Origin of the sequence: Pseudomonas sp. W4I3, from assembly GCF_030816195.1 — a bacterium.
Taxonomy (GTDB): domain Bacteria; phylum Pseudomonadota; class Gammaproteobacteria; order Pseudomonadales; family Pseudomonadaceae; genus Aquipseudomonas.
Genome location: NZ_JAUSXS010000001.1, coordinates 4,999,278 through 5,024,051, shown reverse-complemented (window position 1 = coordinate 5,024,051; position 24,774 = coordinate 4,999,278). Strand labels below are relative to the sequence as shown.

General features: G+C 60.7%; 16 protein-coding genes and 1 other RNA gene. 11 read left to right on the top strand and 6 right to left on the bottom strand.

The genetic code is table 11. The features are described 5' to 3' along the window. Position 1 precedes the first annotated feature (1 nt). A complete protein-coding gene (gene dacB / locus QF045_RS22725; RefSeq protein ID WP_306494127.1) occupies positions 2 to 1,462 on the bottom strand; it encodes a D-alanyl-D-alanine carboxypeptidase/D-alanyl-D-alanine-endopeptidase in 1,461 nt (486 codons plus the stop codon). 237 nt (positions 1,463 to 1,699) lie between these two features. Between dacB and QF045_RS22720 the strand changes: the two genes are divergently transcribed. After that, positions 1,700 to 2,044: a YggL family protein gene (locus QF045_RS22720; RefSeq protein WP_010208515.1), complete on the top strand. Its 345-nt coding sequence runs from the start codon at positions 1,700 to 1,702 to the stop codon at positions 2,042 to 2,044. Positions 2,045 to 2,081: 37 nt separating this feature from the next. Here QF045_RS22720 and QF045_RS22715 read toward each other — a convergent pair whose 3' ends face one another. Next, complete coding sequence (locus tag QF045_RS22715; protein ID WP_306494125.1) at positions 2,082 to 3,272, bottom strand: benzoate/H(+) symporter BenE family transporter; 1,191 nt, start codon at positions 3,270 to 3,272, stop codon at positions 2,082 to 2,084. Positions 3,273 to 3,606: 334 nt separating this feature from the next. Between QF045_RS22715 and QF045_RS22710 the strand changes: the two genes are divergently transcribed. After that, the gene (locus tag QF045_RS22710; protein WP_017739583.1) at positions 3,607 to 4,371 is read left to right on the top strand and encodes a GntR family transcriptional regulator; all 765 of its coding nucleotides are present in this window, start codon (positions 3,607 to 3,609) and stop codon (positions 4,369 to 4,371) included. A 77-nt stretch (positions 4,372 to 4,448) separates the two neighbouring features. On the opposite strand, the gene guaD is transcribed toward QF045_RS22710, so the two are convergent. The 4 genes from guaD to xdhA all read right to left on the bottom strand — a co-directional run bounded on the left by guaD (position 4,449) and on the right by xdhA (position 10,554). Beyond that, positions 4,449 to 5,753 carry a guanine deaminase gene (gene guaD / locus QF045_RS22705; RefSeq protein WP_306494124.1) on the bottom strand — a complete coding sequence of 435 codons (1,305 nt, stop codon included), beginning with the start codon at positions 5,751 to 5,753 and terminating at the stop codon, positions 4,449 to 4,451. A 7-nt stretch (positions 5,754 to 5,760) separates the two neighbouring features. Then, entirely contained in the window at positions 5,761 to 6,603 is an 843-nt protein-coding gene (gene xdhC, locus QF045_RS22700; protein ID WP_306494123.1) for a xanthine dehydrogenase accessory protein XdhC, read from the bottom strand. Between the two features lie 110 nt (positions 6,604 to 6,713). Further along, positions 6,714 to 9,113: a xanthine dehydrogenase molybdopterin binding subunit gene (gene xdhB / locus QF045_RS22695; protein ID WP_306494122.1), complete on the bottom strand. Its 2,400-nt coding sequence runs from the start codon at positions 9,111 to 9,113 to the stop codon at positions 6,714 to 6,716. Continuing rightward, positions 9,106 to 10,554 carry a xanthine dehydrogenase small subunit gene (gene xdhA / locus QF045_RS22690; protein ID WP_306494121.1) on the bottom strand — a complete coding sequence of 483 codons (1,449 nt, stop codon included), beginning with the start codon at positions 10,552 to 10,554 and terminating at the stop codon, positions 9,106 to 9,108. Before xdhA ends, xdhB begins: the two co-directional genes overlap by 8 nt. Positions 10,555 to 10,834: 280 nt before the next feature. Between xdhA and QF045_RS22685 the strand changes: the two genes are divergently transcribed. From QF045_RS22685 to QF045_RS22645, 9 genes are all read left to right on the top strand, one after another. Further along, entirely contained in the window at positions 10,835 to 11,494 is a 660-nt protein-coding gene (locus tag QF045_RS22685; RefSeq protein WP_306494120.1) for a GntR family transcriptional regulator, read from the top strand. 2 nt (positions 11,495 to 11,496) lie between these two features. Continuing rightward, positions 11,497 to 14,985: a chromosome segregation protein SMC gene (gene smc / locus QF045_RS22680; protein ID WP_306494119.1), complete on the top strand. Its 3,489-nt coding sequence runs from the start codon at positions 11,497 to 11,499 to the stop codon at positions 14,983 to 14,985. A 258-nt stretch (positions 14,986 to 15,243) separates the two neighbouring features. Beyond that, complete coding sequence (zipA, locus tag QF045_RS22675; protein WP_306494118.1) at positions 15,244 to 16,107, top strand: cell division protein ZipA; 864 nt, start codon at positions 15,244 to 15,246, stop codon at positions 16,105 to 16,107. 87 nt (positions 16,108 to 16,194) lie between these two features. Further along, positions 16,195 to 18,552: an NAD-dependent DNA ligase LigA gene (ligA, locus tag QF045_RS22670; protein ID WP_306494117.1), complete on the top strand. Its 2,358-nt coding sequence runs from the start codon at positions 16,195 to 16,197 to the stop codon at positions 18,550 to 18,552. 151 nt (positions 18,553 to 18,703) lie between these two features. Then, a protein-coding gene (locus tag QF045_RS22665; RefSeq protein ID WP_306494116.1) for an IS3 family transposase occupies positions 18,704 to 19,830 on the top strand; the annotation gives its coding sequence in 2 pieces (ribosomal slippage) (positions 18,704 to 18,956 and positions 18,956 to 19,830; 1,128 coding nt in all). Positions 19,831 to 19,968: 138 nt separating this feature from the next. After that, positions 19,969 to 21,135: a putative zinc-binding metallopeptidase gene (locus tag QF045_RS22660; RefSeq protein ID WP_306494115.1), complete on the top strand. Its 1,167-nt coding sequence runs from the start codon at positions 19,969 to 19,971 to the stop codon at positions 21,133 to 21,135. Between the two features lie 224 nt (positions 21,136 to 21,359). Continuing rightward, positions 21,360 to 21,456: signal recognition particle sRNA small type (gene ffs, locus QF045_RS22655), an RNA gene on the top strand. Positions 21,457 to 21,609: 153 nt separating this feature from the next. Beyond that, the gene (locus QF045_RS22650) at positions 21,610 to 23,571 is read left to right on the top strand and encodes a hypothetical protein (RefSeq protein ID WP_306494114.1); all 1,962 of its coding nucleotides are present in this window, start codon (positions 21,610 to 21,612) and stop codon (positions 23,569 to 23,571) included. Between the two features lie 156 nt (positions 23,572 to 23,727). Beyond that, positions 23,728 to 24,774 carry an N-acetylmuramidase family protein gene (locus tag QF045_RS22645; protein ID WP_306494113.1) on the top strand — a complete coding sequence of 349 codons (1,047 nt, stop codon included), beginning with the start codon at positions 23,728 to 23,730 and terminating at the stop codon, positions 24,772 to 24,774.

Genomic DNA, 24,774 nt, shown 5'->3' with positions numbered 1-24,774 from the left:
GTTAGAGCACCGGCGCGGCTGCAACCGCCTTCGGCTGGCGATACAGGTCCAGCAGCACCTGGTCCAGCACCGACGACGCGCCCCACGGTTTGGAATCGTTGAGAATCGCCACCACTGCCCAGGTGTTGCCGTTGTTGTCGCGGCTGAACCCGGCGATGGCGCGCACGGTGTTCAAGGTGCCGGTCTTCACATGGGCTTCGCCGCGCATGGCGGTAGTTTTCAGGCGTTTACGCATGGTGCCGTCGGTGCCGGCGATCGGCAGCGAGCTGATGTACTCGGCGGCGTAAGGGCTTTTCCAGGCCGCTTGCAGCATCGCCGCCATCTCGCGGGCGCTGATCCGCTCGGCGCGGGACAGGCCGGAACCGTTTTCCATCACCAGGTGTGGCGCGGTAATGCCTTTTTTCGCCAGCCACTGACGCACTACGCGTTGCGCAGCCTTGGCATCGTCGCCATCGGCATCGTTGCGAAACTGCGCACCCAGGCTCAGGAACAGCTGCTGGGCCATGGTGTTGTTACTGTATTTGTTGATGTCGCGGATGATTTCCGCCAGGTCCGGCGAGAACGCACGGGCCAGGACCTTGGCATCCTTGGGCACTGGCGCCTGGATGTCGCGGCCCTGGATGGTGCCGCCCAGCTCCTTCCAGATCGCGCGCACGGCGCCAGCGGTGTAGGTGGCATGGTCGAGCAGCGACAAGTAGGTCTGCGAACTGCAACCGTCGGCCAGTTGGCCGCTGACGGTCACGGTCACACTGCCATCGGCCGCGGTCATCGGACTGTAGCGCACGTCGCCAGTGCACTGTTTGGCGCTGGACACTTTCACCTGGTTGTCGATGCGAATGCTCGCAATCGGCGGCTCGACCGACACGATCACCCGGCCCGCATCATTGCGCGTCACGAAACGCAGGGCCTTGAGGTTGACCAGCAAGGCGTCGGGCTTGACCAGGAACGGCTTGTTCTCGTCGTTGCCATCGTCATTGAACTCCGGCAGTTGCGGCTGCTGGAAGAAGTTGCGATCCAGCACCAGGTCGCCGGTGACTTGCTGTACGCCGTTGGCGCGCAGGTCGCGCATCAGCAGCCAGAGTTTTTCCATGTTCAGCTTGGGATCGCCGCCGCCCTTGAGGTACAGGTTGCCGCGCAACACGCCGCCGCTGAGTACGCCGTCGGTGTAGAACTCGGTTTTCCACTGATGGTTGGGGCCGAGCATTTCCAGGGCCGCGTAGGTCGTCACCAGTTTCATGGTCGAGGCCGGGTTTACCGAAACATCGGCATTGAATACGGTCGGTGTTCCGGGGCCGTTCAATGGCAACATCACCAGGGACAACGCAGTGTTCTGCAGTTTGGCCTTCTGAAGGGCTTGGGCGACGCTGGGGGGCAGGGCGTTATTGACGGGGGCGGCGGTGGCGCAAACGGCCAGTGGCAGGAGAACGCCGGCGAGCAAAACAGAACGTAAAGATTTGATCATAAGAAATAAGACCCTACTGCTGGGAAGGGTGAAAAAGGCGAGGGGTATGGAAGAAAAATCCCTCATTGGTCACGAAAGTGTCGGCATTATGCCCCAACCCAAGCTTACTTGTAGCTGAACGATAGCGGGGAATCCGGGTTTTTTTATCGGCAAAGCGCCGCCCGTCCCAGAGAGTCGGGCAATTGCCGTCTTAAACTGCTAAAGTGCCGCCCGTTATTACTTATGAGGATTGTTCCAATGGCGACTAACCGTTCCCAGCGTCTGCGCAAAAAACTGTGCGTTGATGAATTTCAAGAGCTGGGTTTCGAACTGAACCTGGACTTCAAAGAAGGCCTGAGTGAAGAAGCTATCGACGCTTTCCTCGAAGCATTCATCAAAGAAGCCATGGAAGCCAACGGTCTGGGCTATGTCGGCGGCGATGACTACGGTCTGGTTTGCCTGCAAAAGCGCGGCTCGGTCTCCGAAGAGCAGCGTGCTGCTGTTGAAGCCTGGCTGAAAACCCGTTCCGAGCTGACCAAGGCTGAAGTCAGCCCGTTGCTGGACGTGTGGTATCCGGAAAAGCCGATCAACGCGGCCAAGTGATACTAAACAAAACGGCGACCTGAGGGTCGCCGTTTTTTTATGCCTTGCGTCCGTTCAGAATCAGCAGCGTCAACACCCCCGCCACAATCCCCCAGAACGCCGAACCGATGGAAAACAGCGTCAGGCCTGACGCGGTGACCATAAAGGTGATCAGCGCCGCTTCCCGTTCCTTCGGCTCATTCATGGCGATGCTCAGGCCATTGATGATCGAGCCAAACAACGCCAGGGCCGCTATCGACAGCACCAGTTCCTTGGGCAACGCTGCGAACAGTGCCGCCAGGGTCGCGCCGAACACCCCGGCAATCCCGTAGAACACCCCGCACCATACGGCTGCGGTGTAGCGCTTGTTGCGGTCTTCATGGGCATGCGGCCCGGTGCAGATCGCCGCGCTGATCGCCGCCAGGTTGATACCGTGCGAGCCAAAGGGCGCCAGCACCAGCGAGGCGAGGCCGGTGGTGGTGATCAGTGGCGAGGCTGGCACGGTGTAGCCGTCGGCGCGCAGCACGGCGACGCCCGGCATGTTTTGCGAGGTCATCGCCACCACGAACAGCGGGATGCCAATGCTGATGGTCGCCGCCAGTGAGAAATGCGGTGTGGTCCATACCGGTGTCGCGACTTCCAGGTGAAAACCGCTGAAGTCCAGCAGTCCCATCAAGCCCGACAACAAGGTGCCTATCACCAGCGCGGCCAGCACGGCATAACGCGGCGACAGGCGTTTGATGATCAGGTAAGTGAAAAACATCCCCAGCACCAGGCCGGTGCGATGCTGCGCGGCGACGAAGATTTCGCTGCCGATCTTGAACAGAATCCCCGCCAGCAACGCCGCCGCCAGTGACGCGGGGATGCGCTTGACCAGTTTTTCAAAACTGCCGGTCAACCCGCAGATCGTTACCAGCACCGCGCAGGTGATGTAGGCGCCGATGGCCTCGCCGTAACTGACCCCGCCCAGGCTGGTGATCAGCAGCGCCGCGCCGGGTGTCGACCAGGCAATGGTGATCGGCGTGCGGTAACGCAGGGACAGGCCGATGCTGCACACCGCCATGCCGATGGAGATCGCCCAGATCCATGAGGAAATCTGCGCCGTGGTCAAACCGGCGGCCTGGCCGGCCTGGAACATCAGCACCAGCGAGCTGGTGTAGCCGGTCATCATGGCGATGAAACCGGCGACGAGGGCCGACGGCGAAGTGTCGGCCAGCGGGCGCAAGGGCGCTTGGGTGGCGTCGGTCATGGGAAAATGATCCTTGTGTCAGGCTTTCTTTTGTAGGAGCGAGCTTGCTCGCGAAAAACCCGAGAACGCGACGGTTATTCAGGAAGCTCGCTTTATCGTTGACGTTTTTCGCGAGCAAGCTCGCTCCTACAAAGAGGGCGTGGGAAATCGTGGAATCAAGCCTAAACTCAAACGTAACGTCCCATTGCAATACAGCCGATGCCGCAAACAGCCGTACAGTGTGTTGGCGCATGGGGTTGTGTACAATGTGCCCTGTTTTTAGGTGATACTTGCCAGCGACCCGCTGTTGCCGTATTACCGTTAATTCGCCGCCGTTCTCCAAACCCGAGTGCCCATGAACGAACAGTTGCAACCTCTCAAGAAACAACCGCGAGCCGGCAAGGCTGGTCGCAGCGGAACCCAGGACGATATCGTCTACGCGCATATCTTCGAGGCGATCCTCGAACAACGCCTGGCACCCGGCACCAAATTGAGCGAAGAGGCACTGGGCGAAATCTTTGGCGTAAGCCGCACCATCATTCGCCGCGCGCTATCGCGCCTGGCCCATGAAGGCGTGGTGTTGCTGCGGCCCAATCGTGGCGCGGTCGTCGCCAGCCCGAGTGTTGAAGAGGCGCGCCAGGTGTTCATGGCCCGGCGCCTGGTGGAGCGGGCGATCACCGAATTGGCGGTACAGCACGCCACCGCTGAGCAATTGGCCGAGTTGCGCCAGATGGTCAACGACGAACGCGACAGCTTTTCCCGTGGCGACCGGGGTGCCGGCATCCGCCTCTCCGGCGAGTTTCACTTGAAGCTGGCTGAAGCGGCGAAGAACGCGCCGTTGATCAGCTTCCAGCGTAGCCTGGTGTCCCAGACTTCACTGATCATCGCCCAGTACGAAAGCGGCAACCGCTCGCACTGTTCCTACGATGAACACACCCAGTTGATCGACGCGATCGAAGCCCGCGATGCGGTGCTGGCGGTGGACTTGATGATGCATCACATGGACCACATCGACAGCAAGCTCAACCTCGATGAGGAAAGTGCATCGGATGACTTGCATGCGGTGTTCTCGCATTTGCTGCAGACCAAGAAGCCAGGGCGCTCTTCGGTAAAACTGTAATTTCCTGACTCACCTGGGACAAAAAATGTGGGAGGGGGCAAGCCCCCTCCCACATTGGTTTTGTGGTGTCGCTGAGATCAGCGCTGGTGAACCAGTTGCCCGGCTGCATAGGTCTGCAACACCGTCCGATCATCCCCCAGCGTCATCAGCACGAACAGCGTCTCGGCAATGTTATTGGCCTGCTTCAAGCGATAGCTGAGCAGCGGCGTGGCGTTGTAGTCCAGCACCAGAAAGTCCGCATCCGTGCCCGGCTGCAGGGTGCCGATCTTGTCTTCCAGGCGCAGCGCCCGTGCACCGCCCAAGGTGGTCAGGTACAGCGACTTGAAAGGGCTCAACCGCGCGCCTTGCAGTTGCATGACCTTGTAGGCTTCATTCAGCGTCTGCAGCAGCGAGAAACTGGTGCCGCCGCCTACGTCGGTGCCCAGACCTACATGCAGTTTGTGCTTTTCGGCCATCGGCAGGTTGAAAAGTCCACTGCCGAGGAAGAAGTTCGACGTCGGGCAGAACGCCACGGCCGAGCCGGTCTGGGCCAGCCGTGCGCATTCCTCGTCGCACAGGTGCACGCCATGGGCAAACACCGAGCGTTCGCCGAGCAGCTTGTAGTGGTCGTACACGTCCAGATAGCCGTTGCGCTCCGGAAACAGCGCCTTCACCCACTCGACTTCCTGCTTGTTCTCACTGATGTGGGTCTGCATGTACAAGTCTGGGTATTCCCCCAGCAATTGCCCGGCCAGGGCCAGTTGCTCCGGCGTGCTGGTGGGGGCGAATCGCGGCGTGACGGCGTAATGCAGGCGGCCCTTGCCGTGCCAGCGCTCGATCAGCGCCTTGCTTTGCTCGTAGCCCGATTGTGGAGTGTCGGTCAGGTAGTCCGGCGCGTTGCGGTCCATCATCACTTTGCCGGCGATCATGCGCAGGTCGAGTTTTTCGGCGGCTTCGAAGAACGAGTTCACCGATTGCGGGTGCACGCTGCCGAATACCAGCGCAGTGGTGGTGCCGTTGCGCAGCAGTTCCTTGATGAAGATATCCGCCACTTCGTCAGCGTGCGCCTTGTCGGCGAACTGGCTTTCACACGGGAAGGTGTAGGTGTTGAGCCAGTCCAGCAGTTGCTCGCCATAGGCGCCGACCATGCCGGTCTGCGGCAGGTGGATGTGGGTGTCGATCAGGCCGGGGGTGATCAGCGCGTCCTGATAATGCGTGACGTCGATGTCGGCGGGCAGGGTCGGCAGCAAGTCGCCGGCGTGGCCAACCGCGCTGATCCGACCGTTGTCGATCACCAGCAGGCCGTCTTCGAAATACTCGTAGGACGCGTCGATGCCGACCTCGGCGGGGTCGGCGATGCTGTGCAGGATGGCGGCACGGTAGGCTTTGCGAGTCAAAGGCATGGTTATCTCAATTCTTGGCTTGGCTGCGGCGTGAGACCGGCAGCAATTTGGCAATGGGTTCGGCGCTGGCGGTGTGCTGGCCGAACTGGGCGTTATAGGTGGCGATGATTTCGCCGGCGATGGAAATGGCGATCTCCACCGGCAATTTGCCCTTCACCTCGGTGAGGCCCATCGGGCAGCGCATGCGTTGCAGTTGCGCGGGGTCGAAGCCGCGATCACGCAGGCGATGTTCGAACTTGACGCGTTTGGTCCTGGAGCCGATCAGGCCGAAGTAGGCAAAATCATTGCGCTTGAGCAGGGCAGCGGTCAGCTCCAGATCCAGGGCGTGGTTATGGGTCATGACGATGCAGTAACTGCCCGCCGGCAAGTCGGCAATTTCGTCGACCGGCTCTTCGCTGACGATTTTACGCACGCCCTGGGGGATCTGCTGCGGAAACTCCTGCTCGCGCGAATCGATCCAGCGCACCCGGCACGGCAGGCTCGCCAGCAACGGCACCAACGCACGCCCCACGTGGCCGGCGCCGAATACGGCAATCTGCGCCTGCACCTGGCCCATGGGCTCAAACAGCAGCACTGTCACACCGCCGCAGCACTGCCCCAGGCTTGCGCCGAGGCTGAAGCGTTCGAGATGGGTGTTCTGCTGGCCACTAGCAAGCATCTCGCGGGCGATGTGCGTCGCCTTGTATTCCAGGTGCCCGCCGCCGATGGTGTCGAAGGTGTGGGCGGCGCTGATTACCATCTTGGAACCGGCATTGCGTGGGGTGGAACCGAGTTCTTCGATAATGGTGACGAGCACGCAGGGTTCGCCTTGGTTTTGCAGGTCGGCGAGGGCGCTGATCCAGTTGTTCATGGTCACCTCTTGTGGTGTCTGTCAGGCCGTCATCGGGGGCAAGCCCCCTCCCACATGGGAACGCATTCCAAATGTGGGAGGGGGCTTGCCCCCGATGGCAGCGCCTCGGTCTAGAGCGAAGCTGTCTCGGTTTCAATCTCAACGGCTGGCGCCACCTGTAACCGCCGCATCTGCTCACACCCCCACAACACCCGCTCCGGCGTGGCCGGCGCATCGATCCTGGGCTGATGACGATAGTCACCCAGGCTCGCCACCGCATCCTTGATCGCGCACCACGAGGCAATTCCGAGCATGAACGGCGGCTCCCCTACGGCCTTGGAATGGAACACCGTGTCCTCCGGGTTCTTGCGGTTTTCCACCAGCTTGACCCGCAGGTCCAGCGGCATGTCCGCCACGGCCGGGATCTTGTAGCTGGCCGGGCCGTTGGTCATCAGCTTGCCTTTGTTGTTCCACACCAACTCTTCCATGGTCAGCCAGCCCATGCCCTGGATAAAGCCGCCTTCGACCTGGCCGATGTCGATGGCCGGGTTCAGCGAGGCGCCCACATCGTGAAGGATGTCGGTGCGCAGCATCTTGTATTCGCCGGTCAGGGTGTCGACGATCACTTCGCAGCACGCCGCGCCGAAGGCGAAGTAGTAGAACGGCCGCCCGCGTGACTGGCTGCGGTCGTAGAAGATTTTCGGGGTCTTGTAGAAGCCGGTGCTCGACAGCGACACCTGGGCGAAATACGCCTGCTGGATCAGCGCCTCGAAGCTCAAAATCTGTTCGCGCACGCGCACATGGCCGTTGCGAAATTCCACGTCCGCCTCGCTGACGTCGTACTTGCGCGCAGCGAATTCCACCAGGCGCTGCTTGATGGTTTCGGCGGCGTTCTGCGCGGCCTTGCCGTTCAGGTCGGCGCCACTGGAGGCGGCTGTCGGCGAGGTGTTGGGCACCTTGTCGGTGTTGGTGGCGGTGATCTGCACGCGGTCGATATCGACCTGAAACACTTCGGCCACCACCTGGGCGACCTTGGTGTTCAGGCCTTGGCCCATCTCGGTGCCCCCGTGGTTGAGGTGGATGCTGCCGTCGGTGTAGATGTGGATCAGGGCGCCGGCCTGGTTAAGAAAGCTCGCGGTGAACGAGATACCGAATTTGACCGGGGTCAGCGCCAGGCCTTTTTTCAGGATCGGGCTGTGGGCGTTGTACAGACGCACCGCTTCGCGGCGCTCGGCGTATTGGCTGCTGGCTTCAAGTTCGGCGGTCATTTCTTCGAGCATGTTGTGCTCGACCGTCTGGTAGTAGTGGGTAACGTTGCGCTCGGTCTTCCCGTAGTAGTTGGCCTTGCGCACGGCCAACGGGTCCAGCGCCAGGTGGCGAGCGATGGCGTCCATCACTTCCTCAATAGCGACCATTCCTTGCGGGCCACCGAAGCCACGATAAGCGGTGTTGGACGCGGTGTTGGTCTTGCAGCGATGGCCATTGACCGTGGCATCGCCCAGGTAATAGGCGTTATCGGCGTGGAACATCGCGCGGTCGACAATCGAGTTGGACAAGTCCGGCGAGCAGCCGCAGTTGCCCGCCAGTTCCAGGTTGATGCCGTGCAAACGGCCGTTGTCGTCAAAGCCCACGTCATATTCGATATAGAACGGGTGGCGCTTGCCGGTCATCAGCATGTCTTCGACCCGCGGCAGGCGCATCTTCGTAGGCTGGCCGGTGAGGCGCGCCACGACCGCGCACAGGCAGGCGGGGCTGGCGGCCTGGGTTTCCTTGCCGCCGAACCCGCCGCCCATGCGGCGCATATCCACGACAATTTTGTTCATCGACACATCAAGCACTTCCGCCACCAGTTTCTGCACTTCGGTGGGGTTTTGCGTGGAGCAGTAGACGATCATGCCGCCGTCTTCGGTGGGCATCACCGAGGAGATCTGGGTTTCCAGGTAGAAGTGTTCCTGGCCGCCGATATGCAGCGTGCCCTGGATACGGTTTTTCGCCGTGGCCAGCGCGCCGGCCGAATCACCGCGTTGATGGCTGTGGCTGTCGAGCACGAAGTGTTTGTTGCGAAACGCCTCGACCACATCCAGTACCGGCTCCAGGTCTTCGTATTCGATCACCGCCGCCATGGCGGCCTTGCGTGCTGTTTCAAGGTCGCGGGCGGCCACGGCCAATACCACCTGACCGACGAACTGCACGGTGTCGATAGCCAACAGCGGATCGCCCGGCATCAATGGGCCGATGTCCTTGAGGCCCGGTACGTCTTCGTGGGTGATCACGATGCGCACGCCATCGAAGGCATAGCAGGGGGCGGTATCGATGCTGAGGATTTTCGCGTGGGCGCGGTCGGACATGCGCGCGTACAGGTGCAGCTGGTTGGGAAATTCGAGGCGGTCGTCGATGTACTGCGCCTCACCACTGACGTGCTTGGCGGCGCTGTCATGCTTGACGCTGCGCCCGACCCCGGACGTGAGGTCGCGGGCAAACAGTTCGGCCAGTTCGGCCTGGGTTTTTTCCACGGCGTGATGGTTAGACATAAGCGGTCACCCGAGTCTCGATGTGCGGCGTTTGCAGTTCGATGAAGTATTTGCGCAGCAGGTTTTGCGCACTGAGCAGGCGGTATTCCTTGCTGGCGCGGAAGTCCGAGAGCGGGGTGAAATCCTCGGCCAGGGCGGCACAGGCTTTCTCCACGGTGGCGGCGTTCCAGGTGGCGCCAATCAGTTGCGTCTCGCAATGCTTGGCGCGCTTGGGAGTGGCGGCCATGCCGCCGAAAGCAACGCGGGCCTCGCGGATTACGCCGTTGTCGAGTGTCAGGTTGAAGGCGGCGCACACCGCGGAAATATCGTCGTCCAGGCGCTTGGAAACCTTGTACGCGCGAAACAGCGAGTGGCCCTTGGGCACGATGATCTTCTCGATGAACTCACTGTCCTGGCGGGCAGTGACGCGGTAATCGATGAAGTAGTCTTCCAGCGCCAGGGTACGGCGGGTATCGCCCTTGCACAGCACAATTTGCGCGCCGAGGGCAATCAGCAGCGGCGGCGAATCACCGATCGGCGAGGCGTTGCCGATATTGCCGCCCAGGGTGCCCTGGTTGCGGATCTGCAACGAGGCAAAGCGATGCAGCAGTTCGCCGAAGTCGGGGTATTCGTGGTGCAGCGCGGCGTAGCAGTCGGAGAGGGCGGTGGCGGCGCCGATTTCCAGGCGGTCGTCGAAGGCTTCGATGCGCTTCATCTCGGCAATATTGCCGACGTAGATCATCACCGGCAGGGTGCGATGGAACTGGGTGACTTCCAGCGCCAGGTCCGTGCCGCCGGCCAGCAGGCGGGCTTGCGGGTAGGCGTCGTAGAGGTCGGCCAAGTCGGCGACGGTCAACGGCACCAGGCAGCGTTTGTCGCCGCTGTTGAGTTCACCGGTTTGGGTCGGCGCGATGGCTTTGAGGCGGGCGATGGTCTCGGCCTGGCGGCTGTCGAACTGGTCCTGAGGCTTGTTGCAGCAGGCTTGTTCCGCGGCCGCCAGAATCGGACGGTAGCCCGTGCAGCGGCACAGGTTGCCGGCCAGGGCTTCGTGGGCCTTCTGGCTGTCGGGCGCGTCGCTGTTCTTCTGCAAGGCAAACAGCGACATCACGAAACCTGGGGTGCAGAAGCCGCACTGCGAGCCGTGGCACTCGACCATCGCCTGTTGCACGCTGTGCAGTTGGCCCTGGTGCTTGAGGTCTTCAACGCTGATCAGTTGCTTGCCGTGCAGCGACGAGACAAAGGTCAGGCAGGAATTGAGGCTGCGATAGCGAATCTGCTCAACGCCTTGATCGTCACTGTGCAACTCGCCCACCACCACGGTGCACGCACCACAGTCGCCGCTGGCGCAGCCTTCCTTGGTACCGGGTTTGCCCACGTGCTCACGCAGATAGTTGAGCACGGTGAGGTTGGGGTCCAGGGCGTGCTCGCTACGGAGTTCCTGGTTAAGTAAAAACTGGATCACGGAAGGCCTCGCAGACTCATTATTGTTGTTAACCGCTTTGCGCCGAATCTAGTCATGTCTGACTTTTCGGTCAATGGTTTTCTGACCTAAGGGTCAAGAAAATGCGATCACAACACTGACAATTATGGTTCAGTCTTCTGAAACTGTTGTTTTCAGGGGCTTATCGCTATTCAGGCTTGCGTGTTTCATGCCAAATTGGCCACGGTGGGCGTAGCGCCATCAGCGGGCCAATGCGCTACACTGCCGCGCTTGTACCGATAGAAGATTTTGAAGGGAAAACATGACGTTCAAGGCGCCGGACAGTCTCGCCGAGCAAATCGCTCACCACCTCGCCGAACGTATCATTCGCGGCGATCTCAAGCCTGGGGAGCGGATCCAGGAACAGAAGGTCACGCTGGCACTGAATGTCAGCCGTGGCTCCGTGCGCGAAGCCTTGCTGATCCTCGAGCGCCGGCACCTGATCGCGATCCTGCCGCGCCGTGGCGCCCACGTCACCGAACTCACCGCGCACAAGGTGCAGAGCCTGTGTACCTTGATGGGCGAGATGTACATCCTGCTCGGCAATGCGGTGGCCGAAGGCTGGCAGACCCAGGCCGACATGGCGCCTTTCCTGCAAATCCAGCAGCGCCTGATGGGCAGCTATGAGCGCCAGGACATCCGTGCCTTCGTCGAAGAAAGCTTCAACGTGATGCGCGCCGCGTACCCCTTCGCCAACAACCCGTATCTGCAGGAAACCGTAGAGAACCTGCAGCCGGCGATGAACCGCGCCTATTACCTGGCCCTCGAGCAGCGCAAGGCGGAAATGAGCGAGTACATCACGCTGTTCGAACAGTTGCTCGCCGCCGTGCTGGCCCGTGACCTGGCGCAGATCCGCCTGGTGTTGTCGGCCTACTGCCAGCGCAGCAGCTCGCTGGTGATCGCAGCGTTGGCGGACGCCTAAGCGTGCGGCTCAAGTGCATCAAGTTGGCGGGGTTCAAATCCTTCGTCGACCCGACCACGGTGAACTTCCCCAGTAACATGGCGGCGGTGGTCGGGCCCAATGGTTGCGGCAAGTCGAACATCATCGACGCCGTCCGCTGGGTGATGGGCGAGAGCTCGGCGAAAAACCTACGTGGCGAGTCGATGACCGACGTCATCTTCAATGGCTCCACCAGCCGCAAACCGGTGAGCCAGGCCAGCATCGAACTGGTGTTCGATAACTCCGACGGCACCCTGATCGGCGAATACGCGGCCTACGCGGAAATCTCCATTCGCCGTAAAGTCACGCGCGACAGCCAGAACAGTTACTTCCTCAACGGCACCAAATGCCGTCGACGCGACATCACCGATATTTTCCTCGGCACAGGCCTGGGCCCGCGCAGCTACTCGATCATCGAGCAGGGCATGATCTCCAAGCTGATCGAAGCCAAGCCTGAAGACCTGCGTAACTTCATCGAAGAAGCGGCCGGCATCTCCAAGTACAAGGAGCGCCGCCGCGAGACCGAAAACCGCATCCGCCGCACCCATGAAAACCTCGCCCGCCTGACCGACCTGCGCGAAGAGCTGGAGCGCCAGTTGGAGCGCCTGCACCGCCAGGCCCAGGCCGCCGAGAAGTATCAGGAGTACAAGGGCGAAGAGCGCCAGCTCAAGGCACAGCTGTCGGCCCTGCGCTGGCAGGCGTTGAACGATCAGGTCGGCCAGCGCGAGGCGATCATCGGCACCCAGGAAGTCAGCTTTGAAGCGCTGGTGGCCGAGCAGCGCAACGCCGACGCCAGTATCGAACGCCTGCGGGACGGGCACCATGAGCTGTCCGAGCGCTTCAATCTGGTGCAGGGGCGCTTCTATTCGGTGGGCGGCGACATCGCCCGGGTCGAACAGAGCATCCAGCACGGCCAGCAGCGTCTGCGCCAGTTGCAGGACGACCTGAAGGAAGCCGAGCGCGCGCGCCTGGAAACCGAGTCGCACCTGGGCCACGACCGCACGCTGCTGCTGACCCTGGGCGAAGAGCTGGACATGCTCACCCCCGAGCAGGAAATCACCAGCGCCGCCGCCGAAGAAGCGGCGGCAGCCCTGGAAGAAGCCGAAACCAGCATGCACGGCTGGCAGGAGCAGTGGGACAACTTCAACCTCACCTCCGCCGAACCGCGGCGCCAGGCCGAGGTGCAGCAGTCGCGCATCCAGCAGCTGGAAACCAGCATGGAGCGATTGGCCGAGCGTCAGCGCCGCCTGCAGGACGAGCGCGTATTGCTCGCCGCCGACCCGGAAGACGCCGCGATCCTGCAGTTGAGCGAGCAACTGGCCGAAAGCGAAATGACCCTGGAAGAACTCGAAGCCAGCGAAGAGCAGCAAGTGGAGCGCCTGGAGCAATTGCGTCAGCAACTGCACACCGCGACCCAGGCGCAGCAGCAGGCCCAGGGCGATCTGCAGCGGCTCAACGGGCGGCTGGCGTCGCTTGAAGCCTTGCAGCAAGCCGCTTTGGACCCCGGCACCGGCACCGCCGAATGGCTGCGCGACCAGCACCTGGCCGAGCGCCCACGCCTGGCCGAAGGGCTGAAAGTGGAGGCCGGGTGGGAACTGGCGGTGGAAACCGTGTTGGGCGCCGACCTGCAAGCGGTGCTGGTGGATGATTTTGGCGGATTCGACCTGGCCGGTTTTGCCCAGGGTGACTTGCGCCTGCTCAGCCCGGCCGCCGACGGCACGCGCGTGCCGGGCAGCCTGCTGGACAAGGTCGAGGCGGCGATAGACCTGTCGCCGTGGCTGGGCCAGGTCAAACCAGTTGAATCGCTTGAGCAGGCCCTGGCTCAACGCGGTCAGTTGGGTGGCGGTGAAAGCCTGATCAGCCGTGACGGTTACTGGGTCGGTCGCCATTTCCTGCGCGTGCGGCGTGCCAGCGAAGCCGAAAGCGGAGTACTGGCCCGTGGCCAGGAAATCGTCAACCTGAGCGCCGAGCGTGAAGAGCGCGAAGCCACCCTGGAAAGCCTGGAAACCGAGCTGCAAACCCTGCGCGCCACCCAGCGCCAGCAAGAGACCGGCCGTGAACACCTGCGCCGCCTGTTGCAGGACGAAGCGCGTCAGCAAGGCGAACTCAAGGCCCAGCTGTCGGCGAGCAAGGCCAAGGTCGAACAACTGACCCTGCGCCGCACCCGTCTCGACGAAGAAGTGACCGAGATGGGCGAGCAGCGCGCCCTGGAGCACGAACAGATCGGCGAAGCGCGCCTGCAATTGCAGGAAGCCCTCGACAGCATGGCCCTGGACACCGAGCAACGCGAACTGCTGCTGGCCCAGCGCGACAGCCTGCGCGAACGGCTCGACCGCGTGCGCCAGGAAGCCCGCCAGCACAAGGACCACGCCCACCAGTTGGCGGTACGCCTGGGCTCGCTGCGCGCCCAGCACACTTCCACGGCCCAGGCGCTCGAGCGCCTGGAAATGCAATCGGAACGCCTCACCGAGAAGCGCGAGCAGTTGAGCCTCAACCTGGAGGAGGGCGAAGCGCCCCTTGAAGAGCTGCGCCTCAAGCTTGAAGAACTGCTCGACAAGCGCATGAGCGTTGACGAAGAACTCAAGACCGCGCAGATCGCCCTGGAAGACGCCGACCGCGAACTGCGCGACGCCGAAAAGCGCCGCACCATGGCCGAGCAGCAATCCCAGCTGATTCGCGGCCAGCTCGAACAGCAACGCATGGAGTGGCAGGCCCTGACCGTGCGCCGCAAAACCTTGCAGGACCAGTTGCTGGAAGACGGTTACGACCTGCACGGCGTGCTCAACACACTGACCGCCCAGGCCAACGAAAAAGACGCCGAGGAAGAACTTGAGCGAATTGCCGCACGTATCCAGCGACTCGGCGCGATCAACCTCGCGGCCATCGATGAGTACCAGCAGCAGTCCGAGCGCAAACGTTATCTGGATGCCCAGAACGCCGACCTGGTCGAAGCCCTGGACACCCTGGAAAACGTGATCCGCAAGATCGACAAGGAAACCCGCAATCGCTTCAAGGATACCTTTGATCAGATTAATGGCGGTTTACAGGCCTTATTCCCGAAAGTTTTCGGTGGCGGCAGCGCCTACTTGGAACTGACGGGCGAAGATCTACTCGATACAGGGGTAACGATCATGGCGCGGCCACCGGGCAAGAAAAACAGCACCATCCATTTGTTGTCCGGCGGCGAAAAGGCCCTGACGGCTCTGGCACTGGTATTTGCCATTTTCAAGCTGAACCCGGCGCCGTTCTGCATGCTCGATGAGGTTGACGCACCGCTGGATGACGCTAACGTTGGACGCTACGCTCGGCTGGTCAAGGAGATGTCCCAGACCGTGCAGTTCATCTATATCACCCACAACAAGATCGCCATGGAAATGGCCGATCAGCTGATGGGCGTGACGATGCACGAGCCGGGCTGTTCGCGTTTGGTGGCGGTGGATGTGGAAGAGGCCATGGCGATGGTTGAATCCTGAGATCAATCAGGAAGGAATTTTTACAGCACGGCGTAGGGCGATTTACCTGTCTGGCAAAAGTGGCAAATGGACATATTTGTTCAAGGCATTTTGACAGACGGTGTAAAGTTATCTTTGGTCGTGCTAGTTTAATGTCAATTTTTCGTATGCGTGGGCAAAACGCCAGTCAGAACATAGAGTTGGCGCCACGTTTTAAAGCGGTTTGCACGGTGCTAAACCCCTTATTTTTCAGCATTTTTTATAGAGGCACGGGATTACATGGAAATCGGTCTGCGCGAGTGGCTGATCGTCATCGGCATTATTGTCATTGCCGGTATTCTTTTTGATGGCTGGCGCCGCATGCGCGGTGGCAAGGGCAAGCTTAAATTCCGCCTGGACCGAAATCTGTCCAATTTGCCGGACGATGACGGCAGCGCCGAGCTGCTGGGGCCGCCCCGTGTGCTGGACACCCACAAGGAACCGCAACTGGACGAACACGACTTGCCGTCGATGAGCGCGCCAGTGCGTGAAGCCCGTGAACCCTCGTCCAAGCGTGGCAAACGCGGCAGCGCTGCATCGGCTGAGCCGCATCAGGGCGACCTGAACCTTGATGTCGATGAAGGCCCGAGCTTCAGCAGCCGCGACGATGATTTCCCGGATGAAAACGCCGGCAAGAACGCACCACGCCAATCGGTCAACGATCAGCCGGCCGCCGAAGAAGTGCTGGTGATCAGTGTGATCTGCCGCGACGCGGGTGGCTTCAAAGGCCCGGCGCTGTTGCAGAATATTCTTGAAAGCGGCCTGCGTTTTGGCGAGATGGACATTTTTCACCGTCACGAAAGCATGGCCGGTAACGGCGAAGTACTGTTCTCCATGGCCAACGCGGTCAAGCCGGGCACCTTCGACCTGGACGATATCGACCTGTTCAGCACCCCGGCGGTCAGTTTCTTCCTCGGCCTGCCAGGCCCGCGTCACCCGAAACAAGCGTTCGACGTGATGGTGGCCGCAGCCCGCAAGCTGTCCCAGGAATTGAACGGCGAACTCAAGGACGACCAACGCAGCGTCCTCACTGCCCAGACCATCGAGCATTACCGTCAGCGCATCGTCGAGTTCGAGCGTCGCGCCCTGACACAGAAACGCTGAGGATTGCGCTTCGGCGTTGTCAGTAGAATAAGCGCACTAACATATTGAGCAGCTTCGGCTGCTCTTTTGCTTTATGAGAGAACACCCATGACCGCCGCCCCTACCCGCATCCTCGAACTGCGCGCTGAACTGGATCAGCACAACTACCGCTACCACGTCCTCGACGAGCCGAGTATTCCGGACGCCGAGTACGACCGGCTGTTCCATGAGCTCAAGGCCCTGGAGGCCGAGCATCCGGAGCTGGTGACGCGTGATTCGCCGACGCAGCGGGTCGGCAGTGCGGCGCTGTCGGCGTTTACGCAAGTCAGGCATGAAATTCCGATGCTCAGCCTGGGCAACGCCTTCGATGAGGCGACCATGCTCGAATTCGACCGGCGCGTAACCGAGGGCCTGGACCTGCCGGCCGGTGACCTGTTCGGCAGCGTCGAATACAGTTGCGAGCCGAAGCTGGACGGCCTGGCGGTCAGCCTGCTGTATCAGGACGGCGAGTTGGTGCGCGGCGCGACCCGTGGCGACGGCACCACTGGCGAAGACATCAGCGTCAATGTGCGCACTGTGCGCAACATTCCGTTGAAGCTGCACGGCAGCGGCTGGCCGGCCACCCTGGAGGTGCGCGGTGAAGTGTTCATGTCCAAGGCCGGTTTCGAGCGCTTGAACGCTTCGCAACTGGAAGTCGGCGGCAAGACCTTCGCCAACCCGCGCAATGCGGCGGCCGGCAGCCTGCGTCAACTGGATTCGAAGATCACCGCCAGTCGTCCGCTGGAATTCTGCTGCTATGGCATCGGCCAGGTGACGGCGGATATCAGTGACACCCATATCGGCAATCTCAAGCAGTTGCAGAAGTGGGGCATGCCCATCAGTCATGAGCTCAAGCTGGCCAAGGGTATCCAGGAATGCCTGGACTATTACCGCGATATCGGCGAGCGGCGTAACAGCCTCGGGTATGAAATCGACGGTGTGGTGTTCAAGGTCAACAACATCGCCTACCAGCGTGAACTGGGGTTCCGCGCCCGCGAGCCGCGCTGGGCCATTGCGCATAAATTCCCGGCCATGGAAGAGCTGACCGAGTTGCTTGACGTGGAATTCCAGGTCGGCCGCACCGGTGCCGTCACCCCCGTGGCGCGTTTGAAGCCGGTCAAGGTCGCTGGCGTGACCGTGTCCAACGCTACCCTGCACAACATGGACGAAGTCGCGCGCCTGGGCCTGATGATCGGTGACACGGTGGTGATCCGCCGCGCCGGGGATGTGATCCCGCAGGTGGTGTCGGTGGTCACCGAGCGTCGCCCGGAACACGCCCGCGCGGTGCAGATCCCCGAGAGCTGCCCGGTATGCGGCTCCCATGTGGAGCGCACGCAGCTGGTCAAGCGCAGCAAGGGCAAGGAAACCGTCAGCGAGGGCGCGGTGTACCGTTGTGTCGGGCGGCTGGCCTGTGGCGCGCAGCTCAAGCAGGCGATCATTCATTTCGTCTCGCGCCGCGCCATGGACATCGATGGCCTGGGCGACAAGACCATCGAGCAACTGGTGGATGAAAAACTCATCGGTTCGCCAGCCGACCTCTACAAGCTCAAGTACGAGCAGATCATCGACCTGGAAGGCTTCGCCGACATTTCCAGCAAGAAGCTGATCGCCGCCATCGAAAACAGCAAGACGCCCACCCTGGCGCGGTTCATCTATGCCCTGGGTATCCCCGATGTGGGCGAGGAAACCGCCAAGGTGCTGGCGCGCTCCCTGGCCTCTCTTGAGCGTGTGCAGAAGGCGTTGCCGGAAGTGCTCACCTACTTGCCCGATGTGGGCCTGGAAGTGGCACACGAAATCCATAGTTTCTTTGAAGACCGCCATAACCAGGACGTGATTGGCGCGCTGCTCTCGCCGCAGCAATGCGGCCTGCAATTGCAGGAGCAGGGCGACTTGAGTGCTGAGTTCGCCGCCAGCACCACCCTGGTCGGCCTGCTCGACAAGCTGCACGTGCCCACGGTGGGGCCGGGCGCGGCGCAAAAACTGGCAGACAAGTTTGGCAGCCTCGAAGGCGTGATCCAGGCCGACTGGCTGGACATGCGCCAGGCCCTGCCCGAGAAGCAGGCCAAGGCCGTGCGCGAGTTTTTCGACAACCCCGACAACGCCCGCCATGCCCTGGCCATCGAGCAGCAGCTCAAGGACTTCGGCATGCACTGGCAAAGCGAGAAAAAAGTTGTCGAAGGCTTACCGGAAGCGGGGCACACCTGGGTGCTCACCGGCTCCCTGGAGCTGATGAGCCGCGATGTGGCCAAGGACAAGCTGGAAAGCCTTGGCGCCAAGGTAGCCGGTTCCGTTTCGGCCAAGACCCACTGCGTGGTGGCCGGGCCTGGCGCCGGTTCCAAGCTGGCTAAAGCCAGCGAACTGAGGGTAAAGGTGCTGGACGAGGAAGCGTTCGTCGCCTTCCTGGCCAAGCACAACATCAGCGTGTGAAACATTGTAGGAGCGAGTTTGCTCGCGAAGAGCCGGAGTGCGCCGCGTTGAATCAGGCACCCCGCGTTATCGTTGATGACCTTCGCGAGCAAGCTGTTGTGGCTCAATATTTATGGACCATGATGTAGGAGTATCAACCTAAGGAAGCGTCATGGGATTTCGGATCGTTACAGCCGAAGAAAAAGCCGAAGCGATTCGTCTGGTCGTTGAGTTGAACTACTCAGTGCCTAAGGCGTGCGAGCAAACGGGTGTGGGGCCGACGGCGCTGCGACGCTGGGTTTCGCGATGGCGCAAGGAGCAGGTAGGAGCAGCGCAAACGACGCGTCCTCAGGATCAGGATCTGATTGATTCGCTGCAGGCCAGGTTGGCGTTGCTGGAAGCCGAGAACGATGTCCTAAAAAAGCAGTTGCCCTCTCATCTAAAGGTGCTGTTTGGCCGAAGAAAATGATTGAGGGCGCCACAAAAAAGCTGTCGGTGCGACGTCTATGCCGCTTGCTGGGCGTGCCTCGCAGTAGCTATTACGCGATGCGCCAGCCCAAACCTGAGCGCAGAATTGAGCCCCAACTGGAAAAGAAAATCCGGCTTTTACACCGAGAGCATCGCGGAGCGCTGGGCAGTCGTGGGTTTACAAAAGCCCTGAAAACACAGGGCGTAGTGGTCGGGCGCCATCGTATGCGCAGCTTGATGAAGAGTTTGGGCCTGGTGAGACGTCGGGCCCAGTATGCGCACTATCGGCGAGCCACCAAAGTGTCCAACATCGCGCCCAATGTACTGGAGCGACGCTTTAATCCGGAACAACCCAACACGTTCTGGGCGGGAGATATTACCTATATCCGTGTCGGTGGCAGTTGGTTGTATCTAGCCATTGTGATGGATCTTTTTTCGCGCAGAATCGTTGGTTGGGCATTTTCAAGGACGGCTGATACCGAGCTTTCATTGCAGGCTTTACGACTTGCTGTGGGGCTGCGTCGACCTTCCCCCGAGCTGGTGTTTCACTCGGACCAGGGATGCCAATACACAGCTGAGCGCTTCGTCAGCTACTTGGCTGAAAAGCAGATCGTGCAGAGCATGAGTCGGCGCGGGAACTGTTGGGACAATGCGGTTGTGGAGCGCTATTTCAGATCGCAAAAACACGATTGGTCACCTGAAAATGGTTACTCAACTCACTTCGAAGCAGAGCGGGACGTGATGGACTTCATTGCTTATTACAACCATCGACGCTGTCACTCTGCCTCGAACAACCTGCCGCCAGCCATTTTTGAAAAGCTGGCGGCCTAATACTCCTACAGAATGGTCCAAAAAAACTGGACCGCTACAAGCTCGCTCCTACAGGGGGCAGAGGTGCTGATCCATCCGAGTGGAACGATCCTGCAAAGGAAATGATCTAGTCTCAGTCACCCCCTGGGAGAGATCGCCATGTTCCGCTACTTCGACCAACTCAGCTCGCGTATCGCGGCACCGTTCATGGCCGGCTCTTCGCGTAACAGCAAGGTCTGGCAATGCCGCTGCGGCCAGTCCTTGTTCTTTCGCAACAGCCAGTGCCTGGCCTGCTCTGCGCTGCTGGGCTACCACCCGCAGCAAAGTCGCTTGTCCTCGCTGCAACCCGGTCCGGTGGTCGACACTTGGCTGATGGATGACAACCTCGACGCCGGCGCCTTCCGCCGCTGCGCCAACCTGGACACACCGGCTGCCTGCAACTGGCTGATCCCGGCGCACAGCACCTTTCCCTTGTGCGTGGCCTGCAGCCTGAACCGCACCATTCCCGACTTATCGGTCCCGGAAAACCCCGAGCGCTGGCGCAAGGTGGAAACCGCCAAGCGCCGACTGGTGGCGCAGCTGATCAGTCTGGGCCTGCAGGTGGTGCCCAAGCGCGTCGACGAAGAGACCGGCCTGGCATTCGATTTCGTCGGCATCGACCTGGCAGGCAATGCGCCCACCACCGGTCACGCCAACGGCCTGATCACCCTCGACATCAAGGAGGCCGACGACGCCCACCGTGAAAAGGTTCGCGTGCAGATGCGCGAGCCCTACCGTACGTTGCTCGGCCACTTTCGCCATGAGGTCGGCCACTACTACTGGGATCGCCTGATCGCCAACAGCCACTGGCTTGAGCCCTTTCGCAACCTGTTCGGCGACGAGCGCGCAAGCTACGCTGACGCGCTCGACCAGCACTACCAGAACGGGCCACGCCCGGACTGGCAGCAAACCTGCGTCAGCGCCTATGCCACCATGCACCCCTGGGAAGACTGGGCCGAAACCTGGGCTCACTACCTGCACATGATGGACGCCGTCGACACGGCCCTGGGCTTCGGCATGAGTGCGCGGGAGATGGACCTGGATTACCAGCCGTTTCCCCTGACCACCCTGTACGACCCCGACCACCCTGGCGGTGCGGCGTTTCTCTCCTTCGTCAACGCCTGGATCGAACTGGCCGGCATGCTCAACGAGTTGTCGCGCAGCATGGGCCAGCCGGATTTTTACCCCTTCGTATTGCCGCCAGCGGTGATTGCCAAGTTGCACTTTATTCACTTGGTGATCCAGGAAGAGGGCGGCAAGGCGGATGAGGTCCTGCAGGCACAATGATGAAAAATGTGGGAGGGAGCTTGCCCCTGATAGCAGGGTGTCAGCCAACCCATTTATTGGCTGGTCCACCGCCATCGGGGGCAAGCCCCCTCCCACATTGGATAGCGTCATTGTCGAAGGCCATGGCAAGTACTTGAAGCTTCTCATTTTTTACGGTTGTAACTTCCGATGAGATCGGTACAATGGCCCCGCTTGCCGAGAGGCCAGCGTCGTTATGGTGACCCCATCGGTCCCCCCGCAACGATTACCCGTGAACCTGGTCAGAGCCGGAAGGCAGCAGCCACAGCGGGAACATTGTGTGCCGGGGTGTGGCTGGTGGGGTTGCCTCCATAACGCTCCCTCCTGTAACACCCATCCAAATCAAAATCCCAATACCCAGCCAGTCATCTGTGACGTTTGTTGCACAGTGCATGACGGCCATTTCACGACTAGTGGCATACTCCCAAGCGTCGCTTCCCCTGGCTATGAGGCTGTATGCACTCGGAACATTTTGCGTTATCCAGCCCGGTATTCCTGCCGATCACCGACGAAACCTGCGCCGGGTTGTTGAGCGCCGACGGTGCGGCTGCGCTCGTTGCGCTGAGTGAGCCGGAGCTTGCAGCGGTGCTGGTTATCCAGAATCTGGCGCAAATGCCGGAAAACGAACTGAGTGCAGTGGGCGCTGAACGGGTGTTGGCCAAGCTCATTGGCTGGGCGGCAGAGGCCAAGCATTCTGCGGCCGTGAGCCTGCTGTCGGAAGCGCAGCGGCTGTTTGACACGCGCAAGCTGTACTTCGGCCTCAATGTGGTCAAGAGCCTTGGATTGCGTTTTCTGCTGGCCGATGAAGTGTCGGCCCGCGACTATCTCTTGCCCGACGGCAAATGGGACGTCGAGTACAAAGTCCGTCACCTCAAGGCCAACAATCCGTTCCGCCAGCAAATGGTCACGCCCCGGCACCGCGAGCGCTGGTTGAGTGCCGAGCAGGACAAGCTGGTCCGAACCTTTCGCGCCAACCTGAACGAAGACCTGCATGTCCAGGGGTACGCTGGCATCGGCAAAAGTCACCTGCTGGTGGCGCTGATGGAGCATCTGCGCCCCGAAAAGACGTTGTTGCTGGCGCGTACGCCTGCCAAGCTGGAAACCTTGCGCGCACGCATGGTGGGCACGCGGGAAAGAAAGGCCGGGCAGACCTTTCAGGCGTTCGCGCACGCGTTGTTGCATGGCCCCAGGCCGCAGCCGGTGCGTACGCAAGTGCGTGTGCCAAGCAAGCAGGCACTGGCCCAGGAGCTGAACATCTTTGGTTTTCGTCGCCTGGAAGGGCAGGCGGTGCTGGAGGTTTGCCTCAAGGTGCTGGATAGCTACTGCCGCTCCTGGGATTACAGCCTGTCGGCCAAGCACCTGCCGCATTTCAAGCAACCGTTGTCGACGGTTGACGCCCAGGCGCTGCTCGAATACTCCAGCCGGTTGTGGGGTTACCTTGAGGCGAATCCGGCCTGGAGCAGCCACACTGGCTTCGAAGCCTTGTTGATGATCAAGCGCGCAGCCCTTGCAGGCAGCGTAGTGCCTGAACGCTATACCCATGTGTTGATCGACGAGAGCCAGGATATTCCGGCGCCGCTGCTGCAAATCATCGAGCGCGGCCGCCAGGTGCTGATCACCCTGGGTGATGAATATCAGCAGGCCAGCGGGGTCATGGTCAAACGCGCCCGCGAAGTTCGCCACACCGATGTGAGCTACTCCGTGCGTTCCGGGCGCAATGTCGAGCGCCTGGTCAATCCGCTGATCAGCCGGCACTCCGAAAAAAGCAAGGTACTGTTCGAAGGTGCACGGGATGCTGATGTCGGCATCGAGCTGTATCCCCAGGGTTTTGTGCCGCCGCCAGGCTGCGTGGTGCTGACTGCGTCTTACTGGGACAGCATGAAATGGCTCATTGAACTGAACGAGGCGCGTTGTGCCTGTGCCTTTGCCAGTAATGAAGCGCAGCAGGACCTCAAATACTTCATGGACACCGTCATCGCCCTGTTCAAGCCAGAGTTTTATGGCAGCGAGTACAGTGACCGTGGGCCTCATCCGTTTTTCAGCGATATGACCGACTGGCAACAGGTGCGTGACGCGTGCCGGTTCGACGAGGCGTTTCTGTGGGTCGAGGCCAGGCTGGAAAAAGGGTTCAACGTGGCCGATGTAACGCGTTTGAACAGGCTGAGCGGCGACCCGGCCGAACGCTGTTTATTGATGCTGGCCCAGGACGCTGGCGGCATGGAATTCGATCGGGTCTTGCTCACGCCTGAGTTGCTGACCAATGTGCAGTTCAAGGACGCCTACGCGTTCGATCAGCGGCTGTGTGCGGTGTATATCGCCATTTCCCGCGCCAGGATGCAGCTTTATCTGCCGTACGACGTGGTCGAGTGGATCGACTACCACCACTATCAGAAGACTCGCCAAGTGCATGGCTACTGAATGATTTAGTCCGGCTGATTCACAACTTTTGAAGTGCCTGCTGGACAACCCCAAACCGCCTTGTTAGCGTGCGCCGGCCACTTGTTTCAGAGTATGACAAGGGCGCGATTTGATATTGAAGTGCAATCACTTCTTTAACTAACAAGGATGTCTGTCATGAAAAGCCTGCAAGGGTTGCCTCGTCTTATCAGTGCCTCGGTCGGCACCCCCGGTAAAGCCCGCAACCTGCCCGCCGATGTGCAGTGCATCCAGTATTTATTCAACTTGATCATTCCCAAGCTGGGGTTCCCGCTGCCTGAAAATGGCAGATGCGATGGCCAGTTGGTGCAATGCATCAGCCAGTACCAGTTTCGTCATCTCAAGTATGCCCATCCCGATGGCGTGATCGACCCCACCGGTCGCACTTTCAACAGCTTGATCGAAGAGGCGCTGAAGGTGCCGGTGCAGGCCTTCCCGACGACGCGTATTCCCACGTTTCTGAACGCCTTCGGCAATAACAATGCCGATGCGGTGCAGGCCACGGTCAATGTGTACCTGAACCAGGTGCGTGCGGTGATCGAGGCCGAGCGGCGCAACCGGCAGTTGATGATGCAGTCCACCTGTGATGGCGGCATGACCCTCAACGATGCCGACTTCCAGAACGCAGCCAAGCAGTTGGGCAACGGTATCTCCGTCAATGTCGTCAAAGCCTTTGCCACCGTGGAGTCTGGCGGTCGCTCTGGTTTCGGCCCGGCGAAGTTGCCAATCATTGCCTTCGAAGGCCACCAGTTTCGCAAGTACACCAAGCACATCTACGACCAAGCGCACCCACTGTTGTCCTACCCCTACAAGCGAAAGGCCGGACCGCAGTGGCAGACCAACAACAAAGATCAGGTCAAGGCATGGGAAACCATGGAGACCGCGTTTGCCCTCGATCAGGAAGCCGCGTTGATGTCCGCCTCGTGGGGCATGTTCCAGATCATGGGGTTCAACTTTGCCTCGGCCGGCTTCAAGACCGTGTTTGAGCTGGTTGCCGCCTTGAAGGTCAATACCGGCAACCAGCTCAAGGCTTACCTCAATTTTTGCAGCAATAGCACTGCGTTGATGAGTGCCATGAAAAGCAAGGATTTCACGGCCATGGCCCGCGCGTACAACGGCGATGACTTCGGCAACTATGATGTCCTCATGAAACAAGCCTACGACGCCTATGAAGGGAAGAAATAA